This window comes from Duganella qianjiadongensis (assembly GCF_009857915.1).
GTDB classification, from domain to species: Bacteria; Pseudomonadota; Gammaproteobacteria; order Burkholderiales; family Burkholderiaceae_D; genus Rugamonas; species Rugamonas qianjiadongensis.
Genome location: NZ_WWCM01000008.1, coordinates 197,527 through 220,361, shown reverse-complemented (window position 1 = coordinate 220,361; position 22,835 = coordinate 197,527). Strand labels below are relative to the sequence as shown.

The following is a 22,835-nucleotide window of genomic DNA, read 5'->3' as shown; positions in this document are numbered from 1 at the left end:
TCAGAATGGCAGGTCGGCGTCCGGCTTGGCCGCCAGAATCACGCTTTTGAACTGGCCCTGTATGCGCGCCAGCGCAGCCGGCGTTTCCGCCTCAAAACGCATCACGATGACCGGCGTGGTATTGGACGAACGGGCCAGACCGAAGCCGTCTTCGTACTCCACGCGCAGGCCGTCGATGGTGATGATCTGCTGGTTGCCGGGGAACTCGGCATTGCTGCGCAGCTGATCCATCAGTTTGACGTTTTCGCCTTCGTTCAGATGCAGGTGCAGTTCCGGTGTGCTGTCCGACTGCGGCAGCGCATTGAGCAGCGCCGAAGGATCGCTTACACGCGTCAGGATTTCCAGCAGACGGGCACCGGAATACAGGCCATCGTCGAAACCGTACCAGCGGTCCTTGAAGAAGATGTGGCCGCTCATTTCGCCGCCCAGCGGAGCGCCCGTTTCGCGCAGCTTGGCTTTCACCAGCGAGTGGCCGGTCTTGTACATCAGCGGTACGCCGCCGTGCTTGCTGATCCACGGTGCCAGATGGCGCGTGCACTTGACGTCATACAGTATCTGCTCGCCCGGATGGCGGGTCAGCACATCGGCCGCGAACAGCATCATCTGGCGGTCCGGGAAGATGATCTGGCCATCTTTGGTCACCACGCCCAGACGGTCGCCGTCGCCATCAAACGCGATACCCAGCTCGGCATCGGTTTCCTGCAACATGCGGATCAGATCCTGCAGGTTTTCCGGATGGGCCGGATCAGGGTGGTGGTTAGGGAAGTTGCCATCGACTTCGCAGAACATCTCGATCACTTCGCAGCCCATGCCGCGGAACAGATCGGGCGCAAACGCACCGGCCACGCCGTTGCCGCAATCGACCGCGATCTTGATCGGGCGTGCCAGCTTGACGTCGCCGATAATGCGTTCGAGGTACTGGGCGCGGATATCGTAAGTGCTGTAGTTGCCCGGCGTGGCGGCGCTGCTGCCGTCATGCGCCACGATGGCGTCGTACAGGGCGGTAATCGCCGTGCCGTGGATGGCTTCGCCAGCGAGCACCATCTTGAAACCATTGTAGTCCGGCGGGTTGTGGCTGCCGGTGACCATGATGCCGGACGCAGCGCCCAGCACATTGGTGCCGAAGTACACCATAGGGGTCGCCACCACGCCCAGATCGATCACGTTCACGCCAGCCGCCTGCAGGCCCTGCGCCAGTGCCGCCGCCAGCGCCGGGCCGGACAGACGGCCGTCGCGGCCTATCACCACCGTGCGCTCGCCTTTGGCCAGCGCGGCCTGGCCGAAGGCCTGACCTATTTTATGGGCCACGCCGGCGTCCAGCGTTTTATCGATGATGCCGCGGATGTCGTAAGCTTTGAAAATAGACGGGGAAATAGGAACCATGATGTATCGATCGGATTAAAGGGTAGATGGGAAAGTGTCAGCCACTCAGGTTTTCTTGTGCCGGATCATCCAGCGCGGCGCCTTGAAGCGCACGATGCGCACGTAGATCCATACATAACTGACAATAAACAATATACAGGAAAGCATCAAGATCCACGTATGGCGCCAGAACACGGTGGCCGGGATCACCGCCATCAGCGAGAACAGCCACAGGTAGGGCGAAGTCATGGAATTACGCCGGATCAGGGCACGCGCTTCCTTGCGCCCCACGGCCCACTGGACGATGCGGCGGAATATCAGGCTGTGCAGGTGTATGCCGTCCGGCATGGCCGGCGACTTACCGCGCACAAACATGCGGCGATACACCGAGAACAGGGTTTCGAAGGTCGGGTAGATCAGCAGCAGCGCCGCATACCAGGTCGAGACCTGCGGATTGCGCATCACCAGCAGCAGGGCCAGTTCGCCCAGCATGAAGCCGATGAAATAGGCCCCGCCGTCGCCGAGGAAGATCATGCCGACGGGATAATTCCAGATCAGGAAACCGGCCGTGGCGCCAGCCACCATCAGGGCTGCAATCAGCACGAACATATCGTTCACCTGCAGCGCCACGTAGCCGAGCGAGAGCAGCATGCAGATCACCACCACGCTGGCCAGACCATTGAAGCCGTCGATAATATTGACGGCATTGGCGATGCCGGCCACGGCCAGCACCGTCAGCGGCAGGGTCAGCCACATATACGGCAGCATCCACGAGGAAAACATCCAGTCCAGCCGGTCCACCCGCGCATCAAGCAGGAAATAGCCCATGCCTGCAGCGATCATGGTCAGCACCAGCCGCCGGCCTGCGCTGACCTTGCCCGTGTAATCTTCCACGATGCCGCCCACGAAGGCGAAGAAGGAACAGCCCAGCAGCCCCAGCAGCCAGTAAGTCATGGCCGGTACGCGCCACAGCGAGATCACGGAACTGAGCGCCACCGCCAGAAAAATCGACAAGCCCCCTATGCGCGCCACATGGTGGGCGTGAACTTTCTGCACACCCATGAAATCGGTGTCCAGCGCCGGACCGTGCAAACGCGCCTCTTTGATCACCAGCAGGGTTAGCAATGCGGAAGCAACAAAGCTCAGGAGGAAGGAAAACATATTTTTATAGTAAAAAGACTAGCGGCCCCGGCAGGGCCCCGTGTGCCCCGTGCCCTGTGCCGCCAGACTGACACGCGATTGTACCGGATTCAGCCGTTCAGACCGGCATTTACGCTGCAACAGGGCGTGAAACCCTGCTACCCGCCGCGCTTTTGCAACGGGCCACCATGCTGCAGCAGCACGACGGCAGGCAGCCAGACCGGGACAGCCCGCCCACAGGCTGAAAACGGGCGGCCGCATGATAGCAGCCTGCCATGAAACCGGCAGGCTTGCTTACCAAAGGATACAACTGGAAGGAAAACAGGAATGACTCAGCGCATGCACAGCTGCAGCGCATGTTGCCAGTCAGGCAAATGACAGAAGCGCGCCATCAGCTTTTCGCTCGATAGCACGGAATGTTCGGGCCGGCGGGCCGGCACCGGATACTCGGCGCTGGTAATCGGCAAGACACGGCAGTTGATGCCCGCTTCGGCCAGGATGGCGCGGGTAAACTCATACCACGTGGTCTGGCCTTGCGCCGTCAGGTGATACACGCCACGGTTCTGCACCCACCATTCGCGCCCGCCCGCATGGGCTTGCGCCAGCACTTGCGCCGTCACGTCGGCGATGGTGCGGCTCCACGTGGGGGCGCCATGCTGATCGGCCACCACGCGCAGCTCGTCGCGCTCGCGCGCCAGCCGCAGCATGGTCAGCAGGAAGTTCTTGCCGCGCATGCCGTACACCCAGCTGGTGCGGAAGATCAGGTGCGGAATGCCGGCAGCCGCAATGGCCTGCTCGCCGGCCAGTTTGCTGGCGCCATACACGTTGAGGGGGCCGGTGGGATCATCTTCCACCCGCGCCACCGCCACCGCGCCATCAAACACATAATCGGTCGAATAATGCACCATGGACGCGCCGAGCAAACGGGCTTCCTCGGCCATCAGGGCCGGTGCTTCGGCGTTCACGCGGAATGCCAGCTCCGGCTCGCTCTCGGCCTTATCGACTGCCGTGTAGGCCGCCGGATTGACGATCATCTGCGGCTGCACCGTGCGGATCACGCTGCGGACCTGATCCAGATCAGCCAGATCCATCTGCTGGCGGTCCAGCGCCACCACTTCGCCCACGCCTTGCAGGCTGCGGGCCAGTTCATAACCAACCTGCCCGGAGCTACCCGTCAGCAGGATTTTCATGCGAACACCTCGGCGTCGGCCAGCAGGGCTGCGGCCTGATCTTTGCCGGACAGCAGCGGTGCCATACCCAGCTCTGGCCACTCGATGCCGATCGCCGGATCGTTCCACAGAATCGAGCGTTCATGTTCCGGCGCCCAGTAATCCGTGGTTTTGTAAAGGAACTCGGCAGCATCGCTGGTGACCATGAAGCCGTGCGCAAAGCCCGGTGGTATCCACATCTGCAGCTTGTTCTCGGCCGACAGCTCGGCGCCGAACCACTGGCCGAAGGTAGGCGAACTCTTGCGCAGATCCACCACCACATCGAACACGCTGCCGGAACTGGCGCGCACCAGTTTGCCCTGCGGCTGACGGATCTGGTAGTGCATGCCGCGCAATACGCCTTTGAGCGAGCGCGAATGGTTATCCTGCACGAAAGCCGTTTCCACCCCCGTCAGTTCGGCAAAACGGCGGCCGTTGTAGCTTTCGTAGAAAAAACCGCGCTCGTCGCCGAATACTTTCGGCTCCAGCAGCAGCACGCCCTCCAGCGGCGTCGTCGTCACTTTCATCGCGGTACAACCTTATCTTCAAGAATTTGCAGCAGGTACTGACCGTAGTTGTTCTTTTTCAGCGGCTCGGCCAGCTTGCGCAACTGCTCGGCATCGATATAGCCCTTGCGATAGGCGATCTCTTCCGGGCAAGCCACTTTCAGGCCCTGCCGTTTTTCTATGGTCGCAATAAACTGCGAAGCATCGAGCAGCGATTCATGGGTGCCAGTGTCCAGCCACGCCATGCCGCGCCCCATCACTTCCACATTGAGCTGCTGCTGTTCCAGATACACGCGGTTGACGTCGGTAATTTCCAGTTCGCCCCGTGCCGACGGCTGGATGCCGGCAGCGATATCGCATACCTGATTGTCGTAGAAATACAGCCCCGTAACGGCATAGTTGGACTTCGGTTTGAGCGGTTTTTCCTCGATGGACACGGCCTGATGGCTGGCGTCGAACTCCACCACGCCATAACGCTCGGGGTCCTGCACGTGGTAGGCAAACACCGTGGCGCCATCGGTCTGCTCGGTGGCATGGCGCAGCAGCGCATCGAGGTCGTTGCCGTAGTAGATATTGTCGCCCAGGATGAGGGCCGACGGCGCGTCGCCGACGAATTCGCGGCCGATGATGAAGGCCTGGGCCAGGCCGTCAGGCGAAGGCTGCACTGCATAGCTGAGCTGCAAGCCCCACTGGCTGCCATCGCCCAGCAGATCGCGGAAGCGCGGCGTGTCCTGCGGGGTGGAGATCAGCAGAATTTCCGTAATCCCGGCCAGCATCAGCACCGTCAGCGGGTGGTAGATCATGGGCTTGTCGTAAATCGGCAGCAACTGCTTGGACACGCTCATGGTGATCGGATACAGACGGGTGCCCGAACCACCGGCGAGGATAATGCCTTTGCGGCGAGGAGTGGTCGTACTCATGGCTAGCCTTCGCGATTAAAGTAATTGGTTTCTACCCACTTGGCATAACTGCCGGACTGCACATCGGTCACCCAGTCCTGATGCGTCAGATACCACTGCACCGTCTTGGCGATGCCGGTCTGGAAGGTTTCGGCCGGTTTCCAGCCCAGTTCGCGTTCCAGCTTGCGCGCATCGATGGCGTAGCGGCGGTCGTGGCCGGGACGGTCCTTGACGTAGGTAATCTGGGCGCGATAGCTGCTGCCGTCGGCCTTGGGCTTCTGCTGGTCCAGCATATCGCACAGGGTGTGCACCACGTCGAGGTTGGCCATTTCGTTCCAGCCGCCCACGTTATAGGTCTCGCCCAGACGGCCCGCTTCCAGCACGCGGCGGATGGCGGCGCAGTGGTCGCTCACGTACAGCCAGTCGCGGATCTGCTGGCCGTCGCCATAGATAGGCAGCGGCTTGCCGGCCTGCGCATTGGCGATGATCAGCGGGATCAGCTTCTCCGGGAAGTGATACGGGCCGTAATTATTCGAGCAGTTGGTGGTCAGCGTCGGCAGTCCGTAAGTATGGTGGTAGGAACGCACCAGATGGTCGGAGGCCGCTTTCGACGCCGAGTACGGGCTGTTGGGTGCAAACGCGGTGGTTTCGCTGAACGGCGCGTCGTCCGGTCCCAGCGTGCCGTACACCTCGTCGGTGGAAACGTGCAGGAAGCGGAACGCGGTTTTCTCGGCTTCCGCCAGTTCCGACCAGTAGGCACGCGCCGCTTCCAGCAGGCTGAAAGTGCCGTTGATATTGGTCTGGATGAATTCGCCGGGACCGAGGATGGAACGGTCCACATGGCTCTCGGCAGCAAAGTGCACGATGGCGCGCGGCTTGTGTTCGCGGAACAGCGCCAGCACCTGCGCCTGATCGCAGATATCGCCGCGCACAAAGATATGCCGGCTGTCATTCTTGAGCGACGCCAGATTGTTCAGATTGCCGGCATAGGTCAGCTTGTCGTAGTTAATCACCGGCTCATCCGACTGGGCCAGCCAGTCCAGCACGAAGTTCGAGCCTATGAAACCCGCCCCACCAGTCACAAAAATCATTTAGTATCCCGCAGCAAGAGTCAAAAGAGGAGTAGCCATCATTTTATGTGAAAGCCACGCCGTATCGGGCAATTATCGATACTCTGCACCCGAATAACAGATTAAACCAGTTTGACCCGCCACGAATCCGAGAGTACCCCCATGAAAACCTACGTAATCGGTGATTTACAGGGCTGCCACCAGCAGGCCCGCGACATGGTCGCGCGCATACAGGCCCACGCCGCTACGCCTGATGTACGCATCCTGTTCGCGGGTGACCTGATCAACCGTGGCCCCGACTCCCTCGCCACTCTGCGCTATGTGCGCCAGCTGGCGCAGGAAAGCAACGGTCGCATCGATAGCGTGCTGGGCAACCATGATCTGCATCTGCTGGCGGTGGCCTACGGCATCCGTCCGGCCCACGCCGCCGACACGCTGGACGAGATACTGGCCGCGCCCGACCGCGACGAACTGATCGCCTGGCTGCGCCAGCGCCCGCTGGCACTGGCAGCGGACGGCCACCTGCTGGTGCATGCGGGGCTGCTGCCCCAGTGGGATGGCGCACAGGCGCTAGCCCTGTCGGCAGAAGTAGAGCAGATGCTGCGTAGTGACGGGCTGGCGGATTTTCTGGCCGATATGTATGGCAACCAGCCCGACCGCTGGCATGACGGCCTGCAGGGTGCCGAGCGGCTGCGCTGCATCATCAACGCCATGACGCGGCTGCGCTTCTGCACGGCCGATGGCGTGATGGACTTCAAGATCAAGGATAGCGGCACGGCGGATCCGGCCTCCGGCCTGATGCCGTGGTTCGATGTGCCGCAGCGCCGCAGCGCCGGCCAGACGGTGGTGTTCGGCCACTGGTCGGCACTGGGCCTGATCATGCGGCCCGACGTCATCGGTCTCGATAGCGGCTGCGTCTGGGGTGGCCAGCTATCGGCCGTGTGCCTGCAGGACCGCAGCCTGCTGCAGGCCCAGTGCCCCGAATTCCAGCAGCATAGCGGCAAGCAGGCCGCAAACTAGGGACAGGCCGGACTTGGGGCCCGGCCCTGCCGGACCGGCCTAGTCGGTGCCCGTCGCGGCTGCGCCGGGCAGCGCAACGCCCAGTGCAGCCGCCACCGCCTGCTCGGCGGCCTGCGCCAGCTCGCGCCGGTGCGCCCCCTCATTGCTCAACGGCGGCAGAATGTCGAGCGTGGCCACCACGGGCGGGCCATTCAGGATCAGCACGATGCTCTCGGCGAAGGTCATCTCGCCGATAAAGTCCACCGACGGATGGTGGCCGCCGTCGCTGCCCTGATACGACAGCGCAAACGGCTGCACCGGCACGTGGGCATCGATGGCCGCTTCAAACAGATTGGCATGGAAAGGCAGCAGCGTGCCCTGCGCCGCCGTGGTCCCCTCAGGGAAGAAGGCTACCCGTTCGCCACTCTGCAGGCTGTGCACCAGCCCTTTGAAGATATGCCGCAGATCGCGCCGGCTGCCGCGCGCAATGAACACCGTGCCAGCCTTCTGCGCCAGCCAGCCCGCCAGCGGCCACGAACGGATCTCGGCCTTGGCGACAAAATGGCTGGGGTGCAGGCTGTGGATCACGAAGATGTCCAGCCACGAAATGTGATTGGCCACCACCATCGCCGTGTCGAGCACGGGAGCACTACCCACCGACTGGCGCACTGTCACATTGAACAGGCCCAGCAAATGGGTAGACCAGCGGCGGATATGCGCGTTGCGGGCTCCATGGCCCAGCCACGGAAACACCACAGCGCAGATCAGCATGCCCTTGAGGACGTGCAGCAGCACCCGCACGATGCGGATAAACGTCAGCAGTTTCATGCCGCCCACTCAGTCAGGCAGCATTGCGCTGGTAAGCCACGCGTCCCGCCACGATGGTGGTTTGCACCTGTGCTGCCAGGTTGTAGCCGAGGAAAGGCGTGTGCTTGCCCTGGCTGGCCAGCGCAGCGGCTTGCACCGTCCAGTGCGCCTGCGGATCGAAAATGCAGACATCGGCATTCGCCCCCACCGACAGCGTACCGGCCGACAGCCCGGCCACCCGGGCAGCTTGCGAGGTAATCAGCGCCAGTGCGCGCGCCAGCGGACGGGGGCCGCCAGCTGCCTGGGTGGCGGCGTAGTCGTTGGCCCACTTCAGCGTCAGCGACAGCAGCAGCTCCAGACCGGTGGCGCCGGCCGAGGCTTCGCCGAAAGGCAGCAGTTTTTCATCGTCGTCCACCGGCGTGTGATCGGAACACAGCGCATCGATGGTGCCATCGAGCAGACCGAGACGGATGGCGTCGCGGTCGCGCTGGCTGCGCAGCGGCGGCGTCAAACGGGCATTCGAATCGAAGAAGCCGATGTCGGCATCGGTCAGGTGCACATGGTGGGCACCGACGTCGCAGCTGACCGGCAGGCCTTCGCGCTTGGCCTGACGTACCAGCTCGATGCCGGCAGCCGAGGACAGACGGCACAGGTGGACGCGGGCGCCGGTTGCGCGCATCAGCTCGAAAATGGTGTGCAGGGCGATGGTCTCGGCCATCACCGGCACGCCGGACAGACCCAGACGCGAAGCGAAGGCGCCGCTGGCCGCGATACCGCCACGGCCGATATGGGCGTCCTGCGGACGCAGCCACACGGTGTAGTCGAAGGTCTTGGCATACTGCAGTGCGCGCAGCAGCACGGTGGTGTCTTCGATCGGCTCTTCCGCCTGCGAGAAACCGATGCAGCCCGCTTCCGTCAGTTCCGCCATTTCCGTCAGCGCCTTGCCCTTCAGGCCCACCGTCAATGCGCCCAGCGGGTGCACATGGGCCTGATTACGCGTTTTGGCGCGGTATTTGAGCATCTCTACCAGACCCGATTCGTCCAGCACGGGATCGGTATCGGGCGGGCATACCAGACTGGTCACGCCGCCCTGCATGGCGGCCTGCAGTTCCGATTCCAGCGTGGCCTTGTATTCGTAACCGGGCTCGCGCAGACGGACCGACAGGTCCACCAGCCCCGGTGCCACCACCAGACCGCTGGCATCGATGGTCTGATCCGCGCTGAAGCCGGCTGGCGCCGCGCCTACGGCAAGCACTTTGCCGGCGTCGATAAACAGATCCTGCTGGGCGTCGATACCATTGGCCGGATCGATCAGATGGCCGTTTTTAATGTGTAGTTTCATGCTTGCGTCCCTGCGACTATGCTCATTACTGCCATCCGTACTGCGATACCGAAAGTGACCTGCGGCAGAATCACGGCCTGCGGGCCGTCGGCCACGGCCGAGTCGATTTCCACGCCGCGGTTCATCGGCCCCGGGTGCATCACGATGGCGTCCGGCTTGGCCAGCGCCAGTCGTTCCGGCGTCAGACCGTAGCTCTTGAAGTATTCCTGTGCCGACGGCAGCAGCGCGCCGCTCATGCGCTCGTTCTGCAGACGCAGCATGATGATCACGTCCACGCCTTTCAGGCCTTCATCCATATTGGTAAAGGTGCGCACGCCCATCTGCTCCAGACCGCCCGGCAGCAGCGTGTGCGGGCCGATGGCGCGCACTTCCGGCACGCCCAGCGTGGTCAGCGCGTGGATATCGGAACGGGCCACCCGGCTATGCAGAATGTCGCCCACGATGGCCACCGTCAGATTGGTGAAGTCCTTCTTGTAGTGGCGGATGGTGTACATGTCCAGCAGACCCTGGGTCGGGTGGGCGTGGCGGCCGTCACCGGCGTTCACCACGTGCACGTGCGACTGGCCGGAGTCCTGCAGGTGCTTGGCGATCAGATAGGGCGCGCCCGATTGCGCGTGGCGTACCACGAACATATCGGCATGCATGGCCGACAGGTTGTCGATGGTGTCGAGCAGCGATTCGCCCTTGCTGGCCGAGGAAGCCTGGATGTTCAGATTGATCACGTCCGCCGACAGGCGCTTGGCGGCGATTTCGAAGGTGGTACGGGTACGGGTAGAGTTCTCGAAGAACAGGTTGAACACCGATTTGCCGCGCATCAGCGGCACCTTCTTCACGTCGCGGTCGGAAATGCCGACGAAGGACGATGCGGTATCGAGAATGTGGTTGAGGATAGACTTGGGCAGCCCTTCGATCGACAGCAGGTGCTGTAGTTCGCCGTGTTTGTTAAGTTGCGGATTGAGCATGATGATTTAAGCCTGGTCTATGGTTAGCGTGAATTTGCCGTCGTCGGACTGCTGCAGCACCAGCGCCTTGCCCGCTTCCACCTTGACGTGGGCGGCGACGAAATCGGCTGCCACCGGCAGCTGGCGCTCGCCACGGTCCACCAGCGCGGCCAGCATGATGCGGGCCGGACGGCCATAGTCGAACAGTTCGTTCAGCGCGGCGCGGGTGGTGCGGCCCGTGTACAGCACGTCGTCCACCAGCAGGATGGTGGCGGCGTTGACATCGAAATGGATGCGGGTGGGCTTGACGTCGGCCGGCAGGCCTTTCTTGGCGTAGTCGTCGCGGTAAAACGACACATCGAGCACGCCGCAGCGTTCGGTCAGGCCCAGATCGGCGGCCAGACGCTCGGCCAGCCAAGCGCCGCCAGAGTGGATACCGACGATGGCCACGTCGGCCACACCGGCCAGACCGGCGCGCACGTCGGCCAGCAGCGTGGCGTACAGCGCTTCGGCGTCGAGTTGTTGAGGGTTGAGTAAGGTCATGGGGTGGCTAGCACCTGCTTAGGGCGCGTTCTCGTTTTAGAAATCAGTGGGTATCAAAATACTGCTGCAGGATGATGGCAGCGGCGCGGTCGTCGATTACTTCGCCGCGCTGGCCGCCGATCACGGCGGAGGAATAGCGTTCGTCCACCAGTTGCACCGGCAGATTGAAGCGGCCATGCAGCTGGTTGGCAAACTTGCGGCAGCGCGCCGTCATCTCGTGTTCGGCGCCATCGGGATGCAGCGGCAGGCCTACCACCAGCAGGCCGGGCTGCCATTCTTCCAGCAGCGCACCAATAGCGGCGAAGCGGGTGGCATTGTCCACCGCGTTGATGACTTTGACGGGCTGGGCCTGACGGATCAGGGTATTGCCCATGGCGATGCCGATGCGTTTGACGCCGAAATCGAAGGCGAAAATGGTTTCAGCGCTCACAGTGGCAGGGCATCCTTATGCATGGCCCGCCTCGGAGGTGAGCATCAGCGGATCGATACCGAGCAGGCGCATGGCTGCCGTGTAGCGCTGCTCGATGGGCAGACTGAACAGAATTTCGGGGTCGGCGCTGACGGTCAGCCAGCCATTGCGGCTGATTTCGCCTTCCAGCTGGCCGGGGCTCCAGCCTGCATAACCGATAGAGACCAGCATGCGGCGCGGGCCTTCGCCCGCGGCGACAGCTTCCAGCACGTCGATCGAGGTGGTGAAGGCCACGTCCTTGGTCACCGTCAGCGAGGACGAATAACGCTTGCCCGGAGTGTGCAGCACGAAGCCGCGGTCATCCTGCACGGGGCCGCCGAACATGATGGGCTCGTCGATGTCCACGCTATCGACCGGCTTCAGGTCGATGCGCTCGAACAGGGTTTCCATCGTCATGTCGGTGGGCTTGTTGATGACTACGCCCAGCACGCCATTTTCATTGTGCTCGCAAACGTAGACCACCGTGCCGCCAAACACCGGATCCTGCATGGATGGCATTGCAATTAGGAAATTATCCGCCAGATTCAGCGCGGCTGGCGCGCCCTGAGCGACGGCGGCCAGCGGATCGGCGGCCTCTGGCAATAAGCCGGGCGCCGACGTGGTAGTGCCGAGTTTGCTTTTCGTCATAATCGTGATCTTTCTGAGCTGCCAACAATTCCTGTAGTATTCACACGGAAATTTTCTGCCGGTGAGCAACTCTTTCTGTGTACAGCCATCATTAAGCGCTAGTTTACACTGAATTGCGCCAACAACCATGTTTGACCCCACCCGAACTCTTTGAGACAGACAGAATGAAACTGAAATCTACCCTGGTCTGGCTGCGCCGCGACCTGCGCGCCTTCGATCACGTGGCCCTGCATCAGGCTTTGCAGCACAGCGAACGTGTGTATTGTGTTTTTATCTACGACAGCACCATCCTGTCCGTGCTGCCGCGCCAAGACCGCCGGGTTGACTTCATCCACGCCAGCATCGCCGAAGTGGATGCCGAGCTACGCCAGCTGGGCGGCTATCTGATCACCCGCCATGCCGATCCGCTGCAGGCCATTCCGCAACTGGCGGCCGAACTGGGCGTCGATGCGGTGTTCTGCAACCACGATTACGAACCGCAGGCCATCGCCCGCGACGCAGCGGTGCAGCAGGCTTTGCAGGCCGCTGGCCGCCAGTTCTTCAGCTACAAGGATCAGGTGATCTTCGAGAAAAGCGAAGTGCTGTCGCAGACGGGCGGGGTGTTCTCCGTCTTCACGCCGTATAAAAACGCCTGGCTGAAAAAGCTGGCGGCCGATCCTAGTGTGCTGGCGCCCTATCATATCGAGCCGCACGCAGCGCGGCTGGCGCCACCGCCCTCGCCCTCGCCCGATAGGCAGCTGCCGACGCTGGCCGAACTGGGCTTCGAGCCTAGCAATCTGGCCAGCCTGCAGATCCCCACCGGCATGTCCGGCGCGGCCAGCCTGTTCGAGCAGTTCCTGCCCCGTATCGCCCAGTACAAGGATGCGCGCGATTTCCCGGCCGTGAAAGGCCCGTCCTACCTGTCGCTGCATTTCCGTTTCGGCACGCTGTCGGTGCGCCATCTGGTGCGCACGGTGGTCGATCTGATGGAGCGCGGCGCCGGCGGCGAAGGCGCTGCCGTATGGCTGGCGGAGCTGATCTGGCGCGAGTTCTACGCCATGATCCTGTACCACCATCCGTATGTGGTGGGCGGCTCGTTCAAGCCGGCCTATGACGCCATCGAATGGGAACAGGGGCCGCACGCCGACGAACTGTTTGCTGCATGGTGTGCAGGGCGTACCGGCTATCCGCTGGTGGATGCCGCCATGGCCCAGCTGAACCAGACCGGCTATATGCACAACCGCCTGCGCATGGTGACGGCCTGCTTCCTGATCAAGGATCTGGGCATAGACTGGCGCCGGGGCGAAGCCTATTTCGCCCTGCATCTGAACGACTTCGATCTGGCTTCCAACAACGGCGGCTGGCAGTGGGCGTCGTCGTCCGGCTGCGACGCCCAGCCCTACTTCCGCATCTTCAACCCGATCACGCAGTCGGAAAAATTCGACGCCAGCGGCAAATTCATCCGCCGCTACCTGCCGCAACTGAAAAGCCTGAGCGACAAGGAAATCCATGCGCCATGGCTGGTGCCGCGCATGCTGCGGCCCGATTACCCCGAGCCTATCGTGATGCATGACGAAGCGCGCAAACGCACGCTGGAACGCTACGCCGTGGTCAAAAAGACCGACTAAGCCATCAGTCCTGCGCCTGCTGGGTACGCTGTTCCAGCAGGCCGGCTATCGCCTGCAGCAGCACTTCTTCCTGATACGGCTTACCGAAGTAGGCATTCACACCCAGTTCCAGCGCCAGATTGCGGTGCTTGTCGGCGCTGCGCGAAGTGATCATGATGATGGGCACATGGCGGCTGCGCTCATCGCCACGCACATTGCGGGTCAGATCGAAACCATCCATGCGCGGCATCTCGATATCCACCAGCATCAGGTCCGGCACAGCGGCCTGCATCTGTTCGAGCGCATCCACCCCATCCTTGGCCAGCATGACCTGATAGCCCTCGCGCTCCAGCAGCCGCTGAGTGACACGGCGCACCGTGAGCGAATCATCCACCACCATGACGCTAGGCGCAGCCACTTGCGGCAGGGCGCTTTCCTGCGTGGCCTGGGCATAGCGCTCGCGCAGTTCGGGATGCTGGGCCAGATGCTGTACCAGCGCCAAAGGATTCAGAATCAGTACGATCTCGCCCGAGCCCAGCACCGTGGCGCCGGAGATACCCACCATGCGCGCCAGCTGCGGGCCCAGGTTCTTCACCACCACCTCACGATTGCCCTGCACTTCGTCCACCACCAGCGCCAGCCGCTCGGCGCCATGGCGCAGCATCAGCACCGGCGCCGAGCGCAGCGCAGCCGGCGGGCCGGCATGACCCAGCAGGGCAGGCAGATAGTCGAACGCCATCTGCTGCCCTTGCAGGCTGATGCTGCCGTGGCTCTGCCCTTGCGCCAGCAGCGCTTCCTTCAGCTGCGCCACCTGCTCCACCATCACGGCAGGGACCGCATACGATTTGCCGCCCGCGCGCACCAGCACCACTTGCGAAACCGCCAGCGTGATCGGCAGATGCACGGTCACCCGCGCGCCCTTGCCCGCTTCCGTTGCCAGTTCGACGCGGCCACCAAGCGACTGCGCTTCCGACTGCACCACGTCCATGCCCACACCGCGGCCAGACAATTCGGTCAGCTCGCTGGCGGTAGAAAAGCCGGGGGTGAAAATCAGCTGGGCTATCTGGTCTTCGCTCGGCGTGGCATCGGCTGCCAGCAGACCGTTTTCTATGCCTTTGGCACGGATGCGCGCCAGATCGAGGCCGGCGCCGTCGTCACAGAATTCCAGCACCACTTCATTGCCTTGCTGGCTGACCTGCACCAGCAATTCGCCTACCTCCTGCTTGCCGGCGGCGCTGCGCGCGCTGCGGCTCTCCACGCCGTGAGCAATCGCATTACGCACCAGATGTTCGAACGGTGCGGCCATGCGTTCCAGCACGCTGCGGTCTATCTCGACCTCGCCGCCACGGATATCCAGATTGACGCGCTTATCCACTTCCTTGGCGCTCTGGCGGGCAACGCGGAACAGGCGCTCGGCGATGCTGGAGAATGGCACCATGCGCACGCGCATCAGGTCGTGCTGGAGCTCGCGGGTTAAGCGGGCCTGCTGGAGCAGATCATCAGCGGCACTGTCTACGCTGCGTTCCAGCCCTTCGTGGAAGGCCGCCACGTCGTTCACGCTCTCGGCCATCATGCGGGTAAGCTCATGCAGGCGGGTGAAGCGGTCGAATTCGAGCGGATCGAATTCACGCTCGCCCGAGATCGACATGCGCGAAGCGATCTGCGATTCCGCCTGCATTTCCACTTCGCGCAACTGACGCTGCAGGCGCTGCAGGTTTTCCGAGAAATCGCCAAGCGAAGTGCGCAGCGTCGTCACTTCGTTTTCCAGCCGCGAGCGCGATATCGACACTTCGCCAGCCTGATTCACCAGCCGGTCCAGAATGTCGGCACGTACCCGCACCATCGGCGCTTTGCCGCTGGCTTGCGCCTCTTCCTCGGCCGGAGCATCCGTAGCGGCAGGGCTGCTTGCTTCCGCTAGCGCTGGCTGATGCAACTGCTCTAGCAGCAGCAGTGCATAGTCATACTGGGTGAGCAGTTCTTCGAAAGCATGGGGAGTCGCGGCGCCGGCGCGCAACATGTTCTCGATATGGGTTTCCATTTCGTGCACATGCTGGCCGAGGCGCATGGCGCCGGCCATACGCGCGCTGCCTTTGAGCGTATGCAGCAGACGGGTAAGCGATTGCGCCGGTTCCCTGTCTTCCGGCTCGTGCTGCCATGCGCGCAACGCGGCCCCTACCTGCGGCAGCAGATCCGCGCCTTCTTCCAGGAACACCGGCAGCAGGTCAGCATCCAGTTCATCGGTGTACACCGCCGGTGCCGGAGGTTCGACAGACTCCATATCCGTAGCGGCCGCCACCTGCATGGAGGCAGGAGCGGGAACTGCTTCCAGTAGGATTTCTTCCGTGGACTCGGTCTCGGCGTCTGCTTCCTTTTCTGGCTCGATGGCTGGCTCGGTGGCGGGTCCGGATTCCTGCGTTGCCACCGGCTCCGGTTCGGCCTGCGGAATCGGCGCCAGCTCGGGCGCCAGCGCGATCGGCTCGGCCATGCGCAGCGGCGGCTCGGCAAAAGTGTCATCGAAGGCAGCGTTAAACAGGTCGTCGATACTATCTTCGCCGCGCGCTTTCACCATCTCCGGCACCGCAGCGGTATTATCTGCATCAGCCTCGCTCGCACTGGCGCTAATCTCGGCAAAAGTGTCACGGAATAGCTTATCCAGCGCGGCATCCATGGGTTTCTGCGCATTCAGGCTGTCCATGGTGTCGGCCACCAGATCATCTAGCCGCGCTTCGATGTCGGGGCTGGCCGCGGGCGGCGTGGCTGCCAGCTGCGCTGCCAGATCACGCAAGGCAGCGATCAATTCCGGCTGCGCCGCAGGCAGTTCTGCCGCAGCAAAACTCTGCAGCATCTGGCGGATACGGGCTATCGTAAAGTCGAGCAGATCATGCTGTACCTGATCGAGATGCGGCGCCGGTGGCAGCAAGGCTTCCAGCGTCGCCTCCAGCGCCATTGCCAGCTCGCGCAGGGCGGCAAAACCCACCGTGCCGGAGGTGCCGGCCAGCGTGTGCGCCGCCTGCAGTGCCTGCGGATTGACCGGACGGCGCGGCTCGTGGCGCCACTCGCCAAAATCCTGCGCCAGCAGGCGCACCAGTTCATCCGTTTCGTGCAGATAGATGTTGTACAGCGGCAGAGGGATTTCCAGCTCGCCCACCTGCTTCACATTATCGTCACGCGCAGCGGCAGCAGCGATAGTGGGGAACTCGATCACATTCCCGCTAACGACGGGCGCCGGTCGGGCCGGTGCAGCAGGCTCCGGCGCCACCGCATCTGCCGTCGCAGCGAGCGGAATTTCTTGCGTTTCTGGCTGCGCCGCCCCGTCCTGCCCGGGCGCCCCTTGCTGCAAGCGCGCCGCTGCCGCGATGATGGCTGCACCATCCAGCGCCGACGCGCCGCCAGCCTGAAGCTCGCCCACCCATACCGTCATTTCCTGCTGCGCCAGTTCCAGCAGCGCCAGCAGCGCAGCACTGGCAGGCCGGGCTTCGGCCAGCCAGCCGTTCAATACCCGTTCCACCGCATGGGCAGCATCGGCGAACTGGAACAACGCCACCATGCGCGCACTGCCTTTGAGCGTATGGAAGGAACGGCGCAAAGTAGCCAGCGCCGCCTCGCCGCCATCGTGCGCCTGCCCCAGTGCTGCACCTACCGTGCGCAGCACTTCATGCGCCTCATCGACAAAAATCTCCAGCAGTTCCGCCTGCGATGCCTCGGTCTGCACTTCTGGCGCAGCGGCTGGCGGCACCAGTTGCAACGGTGCCGGTGCTGGCGCCGCCGCTACCGCCTGATCGAGCACAGGCACACTGCCCACCGCCGCCAGTTTGCGGAATGGCACGGAACGGAAACGCCCAAGCGTGGCATCAAAAGCAAAGCGCTGGCGTGCCGCAGCAGCATTCTGGCCCAGCATGTCGAGGAAGAAGCCCAGTGCCCCCACATTCTGCGCCACCTCTTCCAGCGTGGCGGCATCACTCCCCGTGCTGCACCCTTGCGCCAGCGCGGCCACCGTCGCCTGCACATGCTGTGCAGCCTGCGTTGCATCGTCCTGATCCAGCACGGCCAGCGCACCCTGCAACTGGTGCAGCACCGGATCGAGCTCCAGCAGCTTATCCCGCGTGCCGGCGTCGGCATAGAATTCGTCCAATGTCTGCTCCACCTGACGCAGGCTGTTTTTCAGCTCATGCGCCAGCGCCACGACCGTATCGTCCTGCTGCATATGCTCGGCGATACCGTCCTGCCACTGCCCTGTCGGCGGTGGCGTGGCGCCGCTGGCCAGCGCATGCAGGCGTGCGCCCAGCGTATCGGCATGGGCCGCAAAATCGCCGGGCAGATGGCGGATCTGTGCCAGTCCGTGCTCGGCAAACAGCAGCGTCGACGCGATTTCCAGCGCCAGCGCATCGCTGCGCCCCGCATGCGCAGTGTGGTCGGCCACGCTGGACAGCTCGCGCATCAGCGTACCCAGCGCAGGCAGGTTCAATTGCTCGGAAGCGCGCGCCACATCGGACAAGGCGGCACTAAAGCCAGCTTCCAGCGCCGGATCATGCTCGGCTGCAGCCAGCCGGTCCCACGCTGCCTTGGCCTTGGTCATGCCGGCCTGCGCATGAGCCAGCGCACCGTTGTCGATGCGGCCATAGCGCTTCTGCTCGAAGTTGGCAGGCACCTGCCCGTCCAGCGCAAAGCCCTTGCGGATCTGCTGCACCGTATCGGAAGCCAGCGTGGTATCGGCCGAAGCGACGAAGAACAGCGCATCGCGCAGCATGGTCTCCGGCTGCGACGGATTGCCTTGTGCGAGACGGCGTATCTGCAGATTGATCAGGCCGAAAAGCTGCTTCACATACAGGCTGCCCGCCAGCTTGCCGGTGGCTACCAGTTCGGCAAAGGCCTGCATGGCCAGCCAGAAGGTCTGCGCCTGCGCCGCCGTCTGCATGCTGGCGATGGCCTGCACGGCGGCTAGCAAACCTTCGGCATGTTCCTGCTGCTGTTCCAGATCGCTACTGCGCAGATACGGCAGCAGCGATTTTTCGAAACTGGCCCGGTGGGTGGCATAGTCGGCCGCAGCTACCCCCTCCGCTGCTGCTTCGCTGGCCGCCGTCTTTGCTGCACCCAGCGCCTGCGCCGGCTGCAAGGACGGATAGAACAGATCGGCCGGATGGATGCGCTCCGCGCCCAGCATCTGCTGCAAAGCCTGATAGTAAGGGAACAGGCGCAGCGGCTGCACCTGCGAGCCATCGAGCAGCTCCTGCAGATATTCCACCAGCGCCTGATAAACGTCGGCCACCACCTGCGCATGGTCGGTGCTGCATTTCAGGCTACCGTCCTTGAAGCGGTCCAGTGCCGTTTCGGCCAGCCGGGTCAGCTGGGTCGGGCCGTCCAGATCCACCATCTGCAGCGCGCCGTGCGCCTGATGCAGGTGCGAACGCGCATGCTGCAACTGGGTGGCCTGATCTTCTGCCGCGCGTCCGCCTGCCTCGAACAATGCCGTTTTCGAGCGCGCCAGCGCTTCGCGTATCTCCACCATCACCCACGACAGCGGGCCGGTATCGAACTGCGGAAGAGTAGGGAAATCTGCTGTGGTCATACTTGCCTCGGTCTTTCAATTCTGGCGCATCAGTTCGCGATGCGGAAACGCGCAACGGAATTTTTCAGTTCCTGCGCCAGCACTGAGAGCTTGTGAATGGATAAAGTGGTTTGCTGGGTGCCGTCCTGGGTCTGCTCGGTCACCATCAGGATATGCTGGATATTCTGCGCCACGCCGCTGGCCGAAGTAGCCTGCTGGCTGGTAGCGAGTGCGATGCCGGAGATCAGTTCGGCCAGCCGGTCCGACACTTGCGAGATATCGTTCAGTGCAGCGCCAGCGGCATCGGACAGGCGCGCACCTTCTACCACGCCCTGGGTGGATTTTTCCATCGCCGCGACGGCATCATGGGTGTCGGTCTGGATCGCCCGCACCAGCGCACCAATCTGCTTGGCCGCTCCTGCCGAGCGTTCCGCCAGCCGCTGCACTTCTTCCGCCACCACCGAGAAACCGCGCCCCGCTTCCCCCGCCGATGCCGCCTGTATGGCCGCATTCAGCGCCAGCACATTGGTCTGCTCGGTGATGTCGGAGATCAGCTCGGTAATCTCGCCGATTTCCTGCGACGATTCACCCAGCCGCTTGATGCGCTTGGACGTGTCCTGTATCTGCTCGCGGATTTCGTGCATGCCCTTGATGGCATTGGCCACCGCGGTAGCCCCCTGCTGGGCCGCCGCCACCGACTGGCGCGCCACCTCGGCCGATACACTGGCCGAACGCGACACGTCGTTAATCTGGTCGGCCATCTGCACCACCGTCGCCGAAGCATCGATGATTTCACGCGACTGCTGCTGCGAAGCGGCCAGCAGGCCGCTGGAAATGTTCTGTGCCTGACTGGAAGCCTGCGTTACCTGCTCCGCCGTTTCCGTCACCCGCCCCACCAGCCCGCGCAATTCTTCCACCGTATAGTTGACGGAATCGGCAATCGCGCCGGTGATGTCTTCCGAGACCGTGGCCTGCACGGTCAGGTCGCCGTCTGCCACTTCCTGCAGTTCGTTCATCAGGCGCAGAATGGCGGCCTGATTCTGCGCATTGGCGGCCTTGGCCTGTTCTTCCTGCTGCTGCGATTGCTGGCGCATGGTTTCCGCTTCGCGCCGGCGCCGTTCGGCAGCGCGCGTGCGCTGCAAGGAATCGAGCAGCAGTACCCGGCCTATGGCGGCAGCCAGCAGCAGCGTCATGCTACCGCACGCCACCATCAGCCAGAACGGCAGACCCAGTGCATCCTGTTCGGCGCGGTAGGCCTGCTGCAAAGCGCTCAGGCGCTGGCGCAATGCTTCGTTGTCGTTGAAGATCAGCTGTTCGGCATTCTTGGCTGCGCTGAATTTATCCAGCTTGTCGAGGATGCCCGAGACCAGCTTCTGGTAATCTTCGAAGTCGGCTTTCAGGCCGGTGATCTTCTCGCGCAGTTCCGGCGCCCGCACGGCGCCCAGCCCCAGCGTGGCACTGCCATTCAGGAAGCCATCTAGCGTATTGCGGAAGACCGTGGTGTCGCGCCCCAGCTGGAACGCCGTTTCCGAACTGACGCCGCCCATAGTGAGGAATTCGCTGGCATTGCGGCTCATACGCTGGGTCAGCATGGTGAGTTTGCCCAGTGCCGCGATCTCGCGTGGCGTACCGCCCTGCTGCACCTTCAGCGCCAGCACTTCCTCGGTGTGCAGCAACAGATCAGGCGACATGGCATTGAGTTCCTTGAGCGTCTTTTCGACTCCGCTCAGATCTTTTTTCAGCAGCAGGATAGTGCCGGCCGCCAGATCGGACGGCTGCCACTGCCTGCGTGCCGCCGCTACCGTGGGCGCCAGCGCTTCGATGGGCTCCCCCAGTCCGCGTCCCTGATAGCTGCCGCCACGCAGCATGAGATTGAAAGCGCCATTGAGTTCCCTGCGGCTCTGTTCCAGCTGGCGGAAACCCTCCTCGCTGCCCTGCACCGCATTCGACGCCGCCTTGCCGATACGCTGCGAATGCATCAGCGCATCGCTGGCCACCTGGGTCTGGGTCGAACGGTAGCCGCCGTGGATGGTGTTCAGCGCCACCGCGCCGGCACTCAGCAGCAGGCTCACGGCCAGCGTAGTCGATAGTATGCTGAGCTGACGCTGGGCCGGCAGATGGCCGATCAGCGGCAGACGGAAACCGCCCGCCGCATCGAGCGGCGCGGCGGCCGCCGGTGCGCGCAGCACCAGCGCATCGCGCAGACGCAGCGGCGCATCGCCCTCGCTGGCCGCGGCCGGCTCCTGCCCCATCATCAGCGTGTCGCCATCAGCGTGCTCCGCCTCTGGCTGGACTGGCCGGGTGCCGCGCGAGAATATCCCCATCTTGGTCGCCTTTCCTTGCATTCCACATCAGCGACGCTACGGCGTCCCTGATCCCTGAATATCCCTATAAACCCACTTGCAGAAAACCGGGCTCGCGCACCAGCTGCGCCAGATCGAGCCGGTGCCAGCGGCATCCCGCGCTATCGTCATACTGCTGGCGGCACCATGGCGGCGCATCCGCTACCGCCGCGCGCTCCTCCATGTCGGCCAGATAGCGCAACCCCAGCAGCGCCTCCACCCGCAGCGCGCAATGCAGCTTCAGCGCCGGTGCCAGCGTAATATCGCGCTGGCCGGGCGCAGCCGGCGCAGGCGGCTGGCCATGCAGGTAGCTGGCCAGTTCCACCACGCCGGTCAGCTGGCCGCGGATATTGGCCAGCCCCAGATACCACGGCTGCGTGAGCGGCACCGGCGTCAGCGCCTGCAGCGGCACGATTTCACTGATCTGGGTCAAGTCCAGCAGACAGTGACGGCCGCCTATCATTACCCCCAGTTCGCGGCCGCCGCTGGCCGGCCCCGTTTTCGCCGCCTGCATGCGCTCGAGCAGCTGCACCTGATACTGGCGCAAACGGCTGCGGCGTTCCGGCGTCGTTGCGTCCATGCCTAGCCCAGTTCGGCGATCCGTGCCAGCAGATCACCCGCTGCCACCGGTTTGACCAGATACGCGCAGGCGCCCTGACGCAGGCCCCAGATCTTGTCGGTTTCCTGATTCTTGCTTGAGCAGATAATGACCGGCACATCTTTCAACTCCGGGTCACGAGCGATGGAGCGGGTGACCTGAAAGCCGTTCGCACCCGGCATCACCACATCCATCAGGATCAGGTCCGGCTTGCTGGCACGGATTTTCAGCATGGCTTCCTCGCCCGTTTCCGCCGTGCTGACGCTATAACCCTGTCGGATCAGGATATCGCTCAGGTAGTAGCGCTCGGTGGGCGAGTCATCAACAATCAGAACGTTATGTATGGCCATGCTGGGTTCTCGGCAGTTTATCCGGCAGTCGGTCCGGCGGCAGGCGCAACACCGCTGTGCTCGCGCACTGCGGCCAGCAGGCTGTCCTTGGTAAAGGGTTTGGTCAGGTAGGCGGCGGCGCCCACCATGCTGCCGCGGGCGCGGTCGAACAGGCCGTCCCTGGAGGACAGCAGCAGCACCGGCGTAGCGTGGAATTTTGTACTTTTCTTAATCAGCGCACAGGTCTGATAGCCATCCAGCCGCGGCATCAGGATGTCGCAGAACACCAGCGCAGGCTGATGATCGGCGATTTTGGCGAGGGCATCGAAACCGTCTTCGGCTAGCACCACCTGATAGCCTGCCTGGGTCAGAAACATCTCGGCCGACCGGCGGATCGTGTTGCTATCGTCGATCACCATAATGGTCAGATTGTGGGCAGACGGAGGGGCTGTCATACGCTACACGCTATACGCTGGACGGATAGCCATACCATAGCATAGGCAGGGCGCCATGGGCGTAAAT

Annotated in this window: 19 protein-coding genes; 2 read left to right on the top strand and 17 right to left on the bottom strand. The window is 63.2% G+C overall.

The features are described from left to right. The 6 genes from GTP27_RS13640 to rfbB form a co-directional block, all read right to left on the bottom strand. On the bottom strand, nt 1-1,383 hold the full coding sequence (locus GTP27_RS13640; RefSeq protein WP_161039714.1) for a phosphomannomutase/phosphoglucomutase: 1,383 nt from the start codon (nt 1,381-1,383) through the stop codon (nt 1-3). A gap of 45 nt (nt 1,384-1,428) precedes the next feature. Further along, nucleotides 1,429-2,523 carry a glycosyltransferase family 4 protein gene (locus GTP27_RS13635; RefSeq protein ID WP_161039713.1) on the bottom strand — a complete coding sequence of 365 codons (1,095 nt, stop codon included), beginning with the start codon at nt 2,521-2,523 and terminating at the stop codon, nt 1,429-1,431. 311 nt (nt 2,524-2,834) lie between these two features. Further along, nucleotides 2,835-3,692, bottom strand: a complete 858-nt coding sequence (rfbD, locus tag GTP27_RS13630; RefSeq protein WP_161039712.1) for a dTDP-4-dehydrorhamnose reductase — start codon at nt 3,690-3,692, stop codon at nt 2,835-2,837. Next, a complete protein-coding gene (gene rfbC, locus GTP27_RS13625; protein ID WP_161039711.1) occupies nt 3,689-4,237 on the bottom strand; it encodes a dTDP-4-dehydrorhamnose 3,5-epimerase in 549 nt (182 codons plus the stop codon). The genes rfbD and rfbC overlap by 4 nt, the downstream gene beginning before the upstream one ends. Continuing rightward, nucleotides 4,234-5,136, bottom strand: a complete 903-nt coding sequence (gene rfbA / locus GTP27_RS13620) for a glucose-1-phosphate thymidylyltransferase RfbA (RefSeq protein ID WP_161039710.1) — start codon at nt 5,134-5,136, stop codon at nt 4,234-4,236. The genes rfbC and rfbA overlap by 4 nt, the downstream gene beginning before the upstream one ends. A 2-nt stretch (nt 5,137-5,138) precedes the next feature. Then, entirely contained in the window at nt 5,139-6,206 is a 1,068-nt protein-coding gene (gene rfbB / locus GTP27_RS13615) for a dTDP-glucose 4,6-dehydratase (RefSeq protein WP_161039709.1), read from the bottom strand. 141 nt (nt 6,207-6,347) lie between these two features. Between rfbB and GTP27_RS13610 the strand changes: the two genes are divergently transcribed. Further along, a complete protein-coding gene (locus GTP27_RS13610; RefSeq protein WP_161039708.1) occupies nt 6,348-7,205 on the top strand; it encodes a symmetrical bis(5'-nucleosyl)-tetraphosphatase in 858 nt (285 codons plus the stop codon). Nucleotides 7,206-7,244: 39 nt separating this feature from the next. Here the strand turns inward: GTP27_RS13610 and GTP27_RS13605 are convergent, their stop codons facing one another. Genes GTP27_RS13605 through GTP27_RS13580 form a run of 6 tightly spaced genes read right to left on the bottom strand, consistent with a single transcriptional unit; the run spans nt 7,245 to nt 11,913 of the window. After that, the gene (locus tag GTP27_RS13605; protein ID WP_161039707.1) at nt 7,245-8,012 is read right to left on the bottom strand and encodes a lysophospholipid acyltransferase family protein; all 768 of its coding nucleotides are present in this window, start codon (nt 8,010-8,012) and stop codon (nt 7,245-7,247) included. Nucleotides 8,013-8,025: 13 nt separating this feature from the next. Further along, complete coding sequence (locus GTP27_RS13600; protein WP_161039706.1) at nt 8,026-9,333, bottom strand: dihydroorotase; 1,308 nt, start codon at nt 9,331-9,333, stop codon at nt 8,026-8,028. Then, the gene (locus GTP27_RS13595) at nt 9,330-10,295 is read right to left on the bottom strand and encodes an aspartate carbamoyltransferase catalytic subunit (protein ID WP_155432900.1); all 966 of its coding nucleotides are present in this window, start codon (nt 10,293-10,295) and stop codon (nt 9,330-9,332) included. The genes GTP27_RS13600 and GTP27_RS13595 overlap by 4 nt, the downstream gene beginning before the upstream one ends. 6 nt (nt 10,296-10,301) lie before the next feature. Continuing rightward, nucleotides 10,302-10,817, bottom strand: a complete 516-nt coding sequence (gene pyrR / locus GTP27_RS13590) for a bifunctional pyr operon transcriptional regulator/uracil phosphoribosyltransferase PyrR (RefSeq protein ID WP_161039705.1) — start codon at nt 10,815-10,817, stop codon at nt 10,302-10,304. 43 nt (nt 10,818-10,860) lie between these two features. Beyond that, entirely contained in the window at nt 10,861-11,247 is a 387-nt protein-coding gene (gene ruvX / locus GTP27_RS13585) for a Holliday junction resolvase RuvX (RefSeq protein ID WP_161039704.1), read from the bottom strand. Nucleotides 11,248-11,262: 15 nt separating this feature from the next. Then, a complete protein-coding gene (locus GTP27_RS13580) occupies nt 11,263-11,913 on the bottom strand; it encodes a YqgE/AlgH family protein (RefSeq protein ID WP_161039703.1) in 651 nt (216 codons plus the stop codon). 164 nt (nt 11,914-12,077) lie between these two features. On the opposite strand from GTP27_RS13580, the gene GTP27_RS13575 reads away from it, so the two are divergent. After that, nucleotides 12,078-13,520 carry a cryptochrome/photolyase family protein gene (locus GTP27_RS13575; protein ID WP_161039702.1) on the top strand — a complete coding sequence of 481 codons (1,443 nt, stop codon included), beginning with the start codon at nt 12,078-12,080 and terminating at the stop codon, nt 13,518-13,520. Nucleotides 13,521-13,524: 4 nt separating this feature from the next. Here GTP27_RS13575 and GTP27_RS13570 read toward each other — a convergent pair whose 3' ends face one another. From GTP27_RS13570 to GTP27_RS13550, 5 genes are all read right to left on the bottom strand, one after another. Continuing rightward, nucleotides 13,525-19,065, bottom strand: a complete 5,541-nt coding sequence (locus tag GTP27_RS13570; protein WP_161039701.1) for an Hpt domain-containing protein — start codon at nt 19,063-19,065, stop codon at nt 13,525-13,527. Nucleotides 19,066-19,094: 29 nt separating this feature from the next. Continuing rightward, nucleotides 19,095-21,299 (bottom strand): methyl-accepting chemotaxis protein, encoded by a 2,205-nt coding sequence (locus GTP27_RS13565; RefSeq protein ID WP_229633864.1) that lies wholly within the window; start codon nt 21,297-21,299, stop codon nt 19,095-19,097. Between the two features lie 133 nt (nt 21,300-21,432). Continuing rightward, the gene (locus GTP27_RS13560; RefSeq protein WP_161039699.1) at nt 21,433-21,966 is read right to left on the bottom strand and encodes a chemotaxis protein CheW; all 534 of its coding nucleotides are present in this window, start codon (nt 21,964-21,966) and stop codon (nt 21,433-21,435) included. Between the two features lie 2 nt (nt 21,967-21,968). After that, on the bottom strand, nt 21,969-22,334 hold the full coding sequence (locus GTP27_RS13555; RefSeq protein ID WP_161039698.1) for a response regulator transcription factor: 366 nt from the start codon (nt 22,332-22,334) through the stop codon (nt 21,969-21,971). A 17-nt stretch (nt 22,335-22,351) separates the two neighbouring features. After that, nucleotides 22,352-22,768: a response regulator gene (locus GTP27_RS13550; RefSeq protein ID WP_161039697.1), complete on the bottom strand. Its 417-nt coding sequence runs from the start codon at nt 22,766-22,768 to the stop codon at nt 22,352-22,354. Nucleotides 22,769-22,835 lie beyond the last annotated feature (67 nt).

What these genes read in the sequence shown, in the direction of transcription:
- GTP27_RS13640 (WP_161039714.1), bottom strand. Translation starts at nt 1,383, where the DNA reads ATGGTTCCTATTTCCCCGTCTATTTTCAAAGCTTACGACATCCGCGGC.
- GTP27_RS13635 (WP_161039713.1), bottom strand. Translation starts at nt 2,523, where the DNA reads ATGTTTTCCTTCCTCCTGAGCTTTGTTGCTTCCGCATTGCTAACCCTG.
- rfbD (WP_161039712.1), bottom strand. Translation starts at nt 3,692, where the DNA reads ATGAAAATCCTGCTGACGGGTAGCTCCGGGCAGGTTGGTTATGAACTG.
- rfbC (WP_161039711.1), bottom strand. Translation starts at nt 4,237, where the DNA reads ATGAAAGTGACGACGACGCCGCTGGAGGGCGTGCTGCTGCTGGAGCCG.
- rfbA (WP_161039710.1), bottom strand. Translation starts at nt 5,136, where the DNA reads ATGAGTACGACCACTCCTCGCCGCAAAGGCATTATCCTCGCCGGTGGT.
- rfbB (WP_161039709.1), bottom strand. Translation starts at nt 6,206, where the DNA reads ATGATTTTTGTGACTGGTGGGGCGGGTTTCATAGGCTCGAACTTCGTG.
- GTP27_RS13610 (WP_161039708.1), top strand. Translation starts at nt 6,348, where the DNA reads ATGAAAACCTACGTAATCGGTGATTTACAGGGCTGCCACCAGCAGGCC.
- GTP27_RS13605 (WP_161039707.1), bottom strand. Translation starts at nt 8,012, where the DNA reads ATGAAACTGCTGACGTTTATCCGCATCGTGCGGGTGCTGCTGCACGTC.
- GTP27_RS13600 (WP_161039706.1), bottom strand. Translation starts at nt 9,333, where the DNA reads ATGAAACTACACATTAAAAACGGCCATCTGATCGATCCGGCCAATGGT.
- GTP27_RS13595 (WP_155432900.1), bottom strand. Translation starts at nt 10,295, where the DNA reads ATGCTCAATCCGCAACTTAACAAACACGGCGAACTACAGCACCTGCTG.
- pyrR (WP_161039705.1), bottom strand. Translation starts at nt 10,817, where the DNA reads ATGACCTTACTCAACCCTCAACAACTCGACGCCGAAGCGCTGTACGCC.
- GTP27_RS13580 (WP_161039703.1), bottom strand. Translation starts at nt 11,913, where the DNA reads ATGACGAAAAGCAAACTCGGCACTACCACGTCGGCGCCCGGCTTATTG.
- GTP27_RS13575 (WP_161039702.1), top strand. Translation starts at nt 12,078, where the DNA reads ATGAAACTGAAATCTACCCTGGTCTGGCTGCGCCGCGACCTGCGCGCC.
- GTP27_RS13570 (WP_161039701.1), bottom strand. Translation starts at nt 19,065, where the DNA reads ATGACCACAGCAGATTTCCCTACTCTTCCGCAGTTCGATACCGGCCCG.
- GTP27_RS13565 (WP_229633864.1), bottom strand. Translation starts at nt 21,299, where the DNA reads ATGATGGGGCAGGAGCCGGCCGCGGCCAGCGAGGGCGATGCGCCGCTG.
- GTP27_RS13560 (WP_161039699.1), bottom strand. Translation starts at nt 21,966, where the DNA reads ATGGACGCAACGACGCCGGAACGCCGCAGCCGTTTGCGCCAGTATCAG.
- GTP27_RS13555 (WP_161039698.1), bottom strand. Translation starts at nt 22,334, where the DNA reads ATGGCCATACATAACGTTCTGATTGTTGATGACTCGCCCACCGAGCGC.
- GTP27_RS13550 (WP_161039697.1), bottom strand. Translation starts at nt 22,768, where the DNA reads ATGACAGCCCCTCCGTCTGCCCACAATCTGACCATTATGGTGATCGAC.